The following is a 6,985-nucleotide window of genomic DNA, read 5'->3' as shown; positions in this document are numbered from 1 at the left end:
CCACGGCAGGATCCTTAAGCACCTTGAGGTAGTCCGCGTTCTGTACGGCGTCCTTCATGCCGGTGGCAATCTTGTCCGCCGCGAGGCTGAAGAGCATCGAGATGAACACCGCGGTGCCCACCGCGCCGCCCATGGACCGGAAGAAGGCGGCGGAGGAGGTGCCCACCCCCATGTCCTTGGCCGGAACGGAGACCTGCATGGCGAGGGTGAGCGGCTGCATGCAGAAGCCCAGGCCCAGGCCGAAGAACACGGCGATTGCACCCGGAACCCAGAGCGGTGTGTCGACGCCGAGGGACAGGCCCATGACGACGGCGGCCACTGTCAGTACGGCCGTACCCAGGATCGGGAAGATCCGGTAGGTGCCGGAGGCCGAAATGGTCCGCCCGGCCGTGATGGAACCGGTCAGGATGCCCACCGTGAAGGTGATCATCATGAGGCCCGCCTCGGTGGGGGTGAGGCCCTTGACCAGCTGGAGATACATCGGCAGCATCGCGATCGCACCGAACATGCCGACGCCGATGATGAAGTTCAGCAGTGAGGAGAGCCCGAAGGTGATGTTCCGGAACAGCCGAAGCGGAATCAGGGCGTAGTCACCGGCACGCTTTTCGGCCAGTAGGAACGCAATGATGCCAACGACGCCGAGGCCGTAGCAGAGGAAGGCGCCGGTGGAGCTCCAGCCCCAGGTGCGACCCTGCTCGGCGACGAGGAGCAGCGGCACGATCGCCAGGGTGATGGCGGCGGCGCCCCAGTAGTCGATCTTCTGCTTCACGTGCTTGGCGGGCAGGTGCAGGTACAAGAACACGACGGCGAGGGCGGCCAGACCGATCGGGAGGTTGATGAAGAAGACCCAGCGCCAGCCGTCGAAACCCAGAATATTGGCGGAACCGGCAAAGGCTCCGCCGATCACGGGCCCCAGCACGGAGGAGACGCCGAAGACCGACATGAAGTAGCCCTGGAACTTGGCGCGGTCCTTCAACGCCACGATGTCCCCGATGATGGTCAACGCGAGGGCCAGCAGACCGCCGGCGCCCATGCCCTGGATGCCGCGGGCGACCGCGAGTTCAGTCATGGAATGGACCGAGCCCGCGTAGAGGGATCCGGCCAGGAAGATCAGGATTGCGGTCAGGTAGAGCGGGCGGCGCCCGAAAATGTCGCTGAGCTTGCCATAGAGCGGTGTACTCACCGTGGAGGTGATCAGGTACGCCGTTGTCGCCCAGGCCTGCAGCGAGAGGCCGTCCAGGTCGTTCGCGATGGTGTAGATCGACGTCGACACGATTGTCTGGTCGAGGGAGGACAGGAACATCCCGAGCATGAGACCCACCATGACGGTGATGGTCTGCCGGTGGGTCAGGACCTCTCCGGGCAGGCGGGGGGACGTGGTTTTGGACATGACTGCTCCAAGGGGAAGATTTTGGGGATCAAGCAGGAAGGTTGCTTTCAGTAACTATCCTAACGGCTGAAATGTTCCCGTCTTCCGCACTCCCGCTCAGCGTTCGAGCAGGATGCCATCCGGGTCGCACCAGATCAGTTGGCCCGGCCGGACCACGGCGCCGTCGATTTCCAGCTCCACGTCGCTCTCCCCGGCGCCGGCTTTCGCGCTTTTGCGCGGGTTGCTGCCGAGCGCCTTCACTCCCAACGGCAGTCCGGCGATCGCCACCCGGTCCCGGATGGCACCGTTGATCACGACGCCGGCCCAGCCGTTGGCGACGGCGCTCGCGGCGATCAGGTCCCCCATCAGCGCCGTGCGCAACGAGCCGCCGCCGTCCACCACCAGGACGGCGCCGTTCCCCGGAGTACCCAGGACGGACTTCACCAAGGCGTTGTCCTCCAGGCAGCGGATGGTCCGGACCGGGCCGCTGAAGTGCGTGTGGCCGCCGAGGGACTGGAATTGCAGGGAGATGGAGTCCAGCTCCCCGCCGCGCTCGTCGTAGAGGTCGGCAGTGTTGACAGAGCTAGCAGGGGCGAGCGGACTGACGGGGGTCATGGGCAATTCGGGCACGATGTCTCCTCGTTCTAGAGCTATTTTGACGGGGCGTCTTGCCAAGAACCAGGCGACACCGGTTCCTGACCTACTTCTTACTGCAAGGGGTCCACGATTTTCCACCGGGCGCGTAGCACCGGGGGCCGGTGTACTTGGGTCCGGGAACCGGCGCCGGCGGGACATAGGCAGGTGGTACGTACGCCGGCGGCACATAGGCAGGAGGAACATAGGGGGCTGGCACCGGGGGCAGGTTTCGCACCCTCTCCGCCTCGGCTGCCTGTGCGGCCGCCGCAGCTGCGGCGTCGGCGGCTTGGCGGGCGGCTTCCGCGGCGACGTCGGCAAGGGCCTTCTTTTTGGCCACGATTGCGGTCTGGCGTCCGGAGCCAGCGGCGTTCGCCGAAGTCAGCCGAGTGACCAAGGCGTTACGCTGGGACGGTTCGTAAGCGGCCCAGTGAACGAGGTTATTTGCCTCCGCCGCTGCCTTAAGTGCGACAACCGTAGCCAGCGCCGTCACCAAACCCGCGTGCCCCTTGTCAAGATCGAGGTTGTTATCGGCGAGCGGCCCCGCGACTAGCGAATCGACGAGCTTTGTGGCCTCTTGCACTTGTTGGGCGGGAAGGCAGGCGATGCTCGTCGAATGGAGTCCGGCCGCTGCCGTGCGGGCCTCTTCAAAGGCATCCACCACCGGCTGGTAGAACTTCCGGTTCGGCTCAAAGAGGACGGGGACACCGAGTCCCTTTCGCGCAACTTCTGCGTTTACAAGCCGCCCGGAAGAGTCGAGAACGCCGGCCAGCGTTCGTCCGTATTTATCCAGTGGTTCCTTGTCCAGCTCGAGCACGACTTTGGAACCGACCGGCAGGAACTCCTCCAACGCCTTCGTCGCTTCGGGTCCCATGCACTCAGCCGGCACATTTGGATCCTTGGTTTCGGGTGTATCGACATTTAGGAGTCTGACGGTTTTCTCGCCGCCGCCAGCCGAAGCGACGAAGGTATCCCCGTCAATTACCCGGACGACAACGGCTTCGTTTTTGCTCGCGTTGAGGCTTGCTGTGGCAGCATCCCTATTTGTTGTGTTTGCGTTACAGCCACTGATCGCCAAGGCCGCTGCGGTGGCTAGCCCAGCAAACTTTATGGCGACTAATTGGCGTGACTTCGATGATGACAAAATGCATTCCCCCACGGAACGAGTGATAACGCCTCCAATCGGAGGTTCGAGGGATGACATTACTGGCTGACTCAGACATATGTGTTTTTACCCGCTCTGTCCTGATCCGCCCCACGATAGTCTGGGCGCACACGGATTATCAGCTTCAGACAACAGTTCCGGGGGAACCAAATGAGTCTGTCCGATCGACCCGGAGCCGTCCCGGTCCCTGCGGCCGGCGGCCGAGACGCCGCGGGCGGCTCACCGGCAGGCTCCGCTCCGGCCCTTGCCGAGCCGGAGCGCCGGGTCCGCCCGGTCTGGACCGCGGGCGTGGTCCTGGTCAACCTGGGAATCAACGCGGCTTTCTTCGGCCCGCTCCAGGTGCTCCTCGGCCAGCAGGCGGCGGCATTCAACGAAGGCGAAAAGGAAGCCATCCTGGCCCTTGTCACCGGCGCCGGAGCGGCGGTGTCACTCGTAGCCAACCCCTTGTTCGGCGCCTTCAGCGACCGCACGGTCGCACGACGGGGACGCCGGGTGCCGTGGGTGCTCTTCGGCGCCGTTCTGGGCGCGGCCGCGCTGGTGGCGCTCGCGGGCGCTCCCAACGTCGCCGTGATGACCATCCTCTGGTGCCTCGTGCAGGCGGGCTGCAACGGGGCCTACGCCGCCATCACCGCCGCCATCCCGGACCGGGTGCCGGTGCCGCAGCGCGGCACGGTGGGCGGCCTGGCCGCGATGGGCCAGACCGCCGGCATTCTGGCCGGTGCCGTGATCGCCGCCGTCGTCTCCGGCAACTTCGCGCTCGGTTACGTCGTCTGCGCCGCGGCGCTGCTGGCCGGCGTCGTGCTGTATTTCTTCCAAAACGACGACGTCGCGCTGCCGCGGACCAGCCGGCCGCCCTTCAAACTGGCCGAATTTGCCCGGGGTTTCTGGATCTCCACGGCCCGGCACCCCGATTTCGGCTGGGCCTGGCTGACCCGGCTGCTTGTGAACATCGGCAACCACATGGTGACGCTCTACCTGCTGTTCTTCCTCACCGATGCCGTGCGCCTGCCGGAGACCCAGGGGATCGGCGCGGAGCTGGGAGTCCTGATCCTGACCGGCCTGTACGCGGTCATGGTGATCATCACGAGCGTGATCGGCGGCCGGCTCAGCGACCGGATGGGCCGGCGCAAGCCGCTCGTCATTCTCTCCTCGGCCGTCATCGCTGCCGCCGCCCTGATCCTGGCCTTCGTCCCGACCTGGCCCGGCGCCCTGATCGGAGCCTCGGTGCTGGGCATCGGCTTCGGTTCCTACCTGGCGGTGGACTTCGCCCTGATCACCGAGGTCCTGCCCACGGCGCTAAACCGGGGCAAGGATCTGGGGGTCATCAACGTCGCCAATTCACTGCCCCAGGTGATCGCACCGCTCATCGCCTACCCCTTCGTGGCGCTGTGGGGCGGATACGTTTCGCTGTACCTCGCGGCCGCGGCGATAGGCCTGCTCGGGGCAGTCTTCGTCGTGAAGATCAAGAGCGTGGACTAGCGTTTCGGGAAGGCCGTTTGACTGGCAAACAGCCCCCCGGGGTGCCGTATAGTGGACGGCATTGCCGCGGCAGCGCTGTGGATCATCCCTCCCGGCTGCCGAGAAAATCAACCCCGGAACGCTGCTGATGCCTGAATTCCCTTCGGACCTTCCACCGATGGCCCCGCCGCCCACCCTGCCCCGGCAGCGGCGGCGCTACGCCCGGATACTCGACGCCGCTGCCGCCTTTGCCCGCAAGGGCCTGGACTCCGTCGTGCTTTCCGAGGTCGCGGCCAAAGCGGACGTGCCGCTCGGCACGCTTTACCGCTATTTCCCCTCCCCGACCCAGCTGATGCTGGCCCTCTACCGCAAGCAGCTCAGCGAACTGCACCTGGGCGAGTGGCCGGCGGGCGCCGAGGTTCCCGCGCACGCGCTGGTGGGCGCGGTGATGGAAATCTTTCATATGCGCCTCATGCAGCCGGCCGTGGAGCAGTGCCTGAACCGCGTGGTTTACGCGAAAGACACGGACACCACGCGGCTGCTGCGGGACATCGACGCCACCGCGGAGAAGGCAGTGACCGCGCTGAGCGGCGACGCCGCCGTCTCGCGGGTCCTGCTGCTCACCGTCACCGGCCTGGTCCAGTCCGTCCGCTGCCGCAGGCTTTCGCTCTTCGAAGCCGAGGAAGACTTGAAGAAGGCGTGCTCGCTCCTCGCCGAGGGCCGACAGGCCTCCCGGGTGGTCTAGACCAGTTACCGGAATGTGTCCGGCCGAATCTTCGCTGCGGATCGCCGGTGTTTATCATGGCGGAACAGGAAACGGCGCCAGCGCCAGCACTTCTGGGAGCTTCAGGCAGGCGGCCCGCCACCCCGGGCCCGCCCCGGAGCTCCCTCCAGACCATCTTGGGCACGCCAGTGCCCAAGCAGCCAAGTGCCGTGTGCCCACGGTGAGCCTCAGGAGACAACGACGTGTCCATCGAAATGATCAATCCCGCCCACCCCACTTCCCCCAACGCGCCGGCAGCAGCGCTCAGCGATGAGGAAATCTTCGCGTCCCACCAGGGCGGCAAGCTCTCGATTGCCAGCACCGTTCCGCTCGCCAGCAAGCGCGACCTGTCCATTGCCTATACGCCCGGCGTCGCACAGGTCAGCCGTGCCATCGCGGCCAACCCGGAGCTGGCCAAAACCCTCACCTGGGCCCAGCGCCTGGTGGTCGTGGTCAGCGACGGCACCGCCGTGCTGGGCCTTGGCAACATCGGGGCCAGCGCCTCGCTGCCCGTCATGGAAGGCAAGTCCGCCCTCTTCAAGACGTTCGGCGATCTCGACTCCATCCCGCTGGTGCTCAACACCACCGACGTCGACGAGATCGTCGAGACGCTGGTCCGGCTGCGCCCCAGCTTCGGCGCGGTCAACCTCGAGGACGTTTCGGCGCCGCGCTGCTTCGAACTCGAGGAAAAGCTGATCGAGGCCCTCGACTGCCCGGTCATGCACGATGACCAGCACGGCACCGCCGTCGTCGTCCTGGCAGCACTCACCAATGCCGCCAAGGTGACCAACCGCGCCCTGGCAGGGCTCAAGGTGGTGGTGTCCGGTGCCGGTGCCGCCGGAATCGCCGTCGCCGAAATCCTGCTGACCGCCGGCATCGACGACGTCGTGCTGCTGGACTCCCGCGGCGTGATCAACCGGGACCGCGCGGACATCGCCGCAGATAGCGGCAGCAAGAAGGCAGACATCGCCGGCCGCAGCAACCCCCGCGGCATCAGTGGCGGACCCGGCGAGGCGCTCCTCGGCGCGGACGTCTTCATCGGCGTCTCCTCCTCAAAGCTGGACGAAGAGCACCTCAAGCTGATGAACCAGGACGCCATTGTGTTCGCGCTCTCCAATCCGGATCCCGAAGTGCTGCCTGAGGTGGCCGTAAAGTACGCCGCCGTCGTGGCCACTGGGCGCAGCGACTTCCCGAACCAGATCAACAACGTGCTGGCGTTCCCCGGCATCTTCCGCGGAGCGCTCGACGCCGGGGCCCGCCGGATCACCCCGGCGATGAAGCTGGCCGCGGCCCGCGCCATCGCCGAACTGGCCGAGGCTGACCTCTCTGCCGACTACATCGTGCCGAGCCCGCTGGACCCGCGTGTCGCCCCGGCCGTCTCGGCCGCCGTTGCCGCGGCAGTGGAGGCGCAGTAACAGGTCAGCGCCGGAGCCAACCCTAGACTGGGGGCATGAACCCCGGAACCGTCGTGACTGTCCTCTGCGGCCTGGCCATCCTGGTAGGCGTGGCGGGCATCATCATCCCGGTGCTGCCCGGCAGCGTCCTCATCGGCCTTAGCCTGCTGGCATGGGCGCTCTGGGGTGGTGCAGGAACTGCC

Annotated in this window: 6 protein-coding genes and 1 pseudogene; 4 read left to right on the top strand and 3 right to left on the bottom strand. The window is 66.3% G+C overall.

All coding sequences use genetic code 11. From position 1 onward, the window contains the following. From AB4Y86_RS08395 to AB4Y86_RS08385, 3 genes are all read right to left on the bottom strand, one after another. On the bottom strand, positions 1-1,390 hold a 1,390-nt coding region (locus tag AB4Y86_RS08395), incomplete at its 3' end, for an MDR family MFS transporter (RefSeq protein ID WP_441401797.1). A 96-nt stretch (positions 1,391-1,486) separates the two neighbouring features. Next, positions 1,487-1,984, bottom strand: coding sequence for a ribonuclease E activity regulator RraA (gene rraA / locus AB4Y86_RS08390; RefSeq protein ID WP_441401799.1), 498 nt, complete (start codon positions 1,982-1,984; stop codon positions 1,487-1,489). An 85-nt stretch (positions 1,985-2,069) separates the two neighbouring features. Beyond that, entirely contained in the window at positions 2,070-3,146 is a 1,077-nt protein-coding gene (locus AB4Y86_RS08385) for a thermonuclease family protein (RefSeq protein ID WP_441401796.1), read from the bottom strand. Positions 3,147-3,317: 171 nt separating this feature from the next. Here AB4Y86_RS08385 and AB4Y86_RS08380 point away from each other — a divergent pair, with 171 nt between their 5' ends. From AB4Y86_RS08380 to AB4Y86_RS08365, 4 genes and pseudogenes are all read left to right on the top strand, one after another. Continuing rightward, a complete protein-coding gene (locus AB4Y86_RS08380) occupies positions 3,318-4,646 on the top strand; it encodes an MFS transporter (RefSeq protein WP_441401795.1) in 1,329 nt (442 codons plus the stop codon). 127 nt (positions 4,647-4,773) lie between these two features. Beyond that, positions 4,774-5,370, top strand: coding sequence for a TetR/AcrR family transcriptional regulator (locus AB4Y86_RS08375; RefSeq protein WP_441401794.1), 597 nt, complete (start codon positions 4,774-4,776; stop codon positions 5,368-5,370). A 233-nt stretch (positions 5,371-5,603) separates the two neighbouring features. Next, complete coding sequence (locus AB4Y86_RS08370; protein WP_441401798.1) at positions 5,604-6,803, top strand: NAD(P)-dependent malic enzyme; 1,200 nt, start codon at positions 5,604-5,606, stop codon at positions 6,801-6,803. A gap of 35 nt (positions 6,804-6,838) precedes the next feature. Next, positions 6,839-6,985 (top strand): annotated as a pseudogene (locus tag AB4Y86_RS08365) (DUF456 domain-containing protein); the annotation flags it as partial.

It is taken from the genome of Arthrobacter sp. 2YAF22_2 (assembly GCF_052114645.1).
In the GTDB taxonomy this organism is placed as follows: domain Bacteria; phylum Actinomycetota; class Actinomycetes; order Actinomycetales; family Micrococcaceae; genus Arthrobacter.
This window is presented reverse-complemented; position numbering and strand designations above follow the sequence as displayed.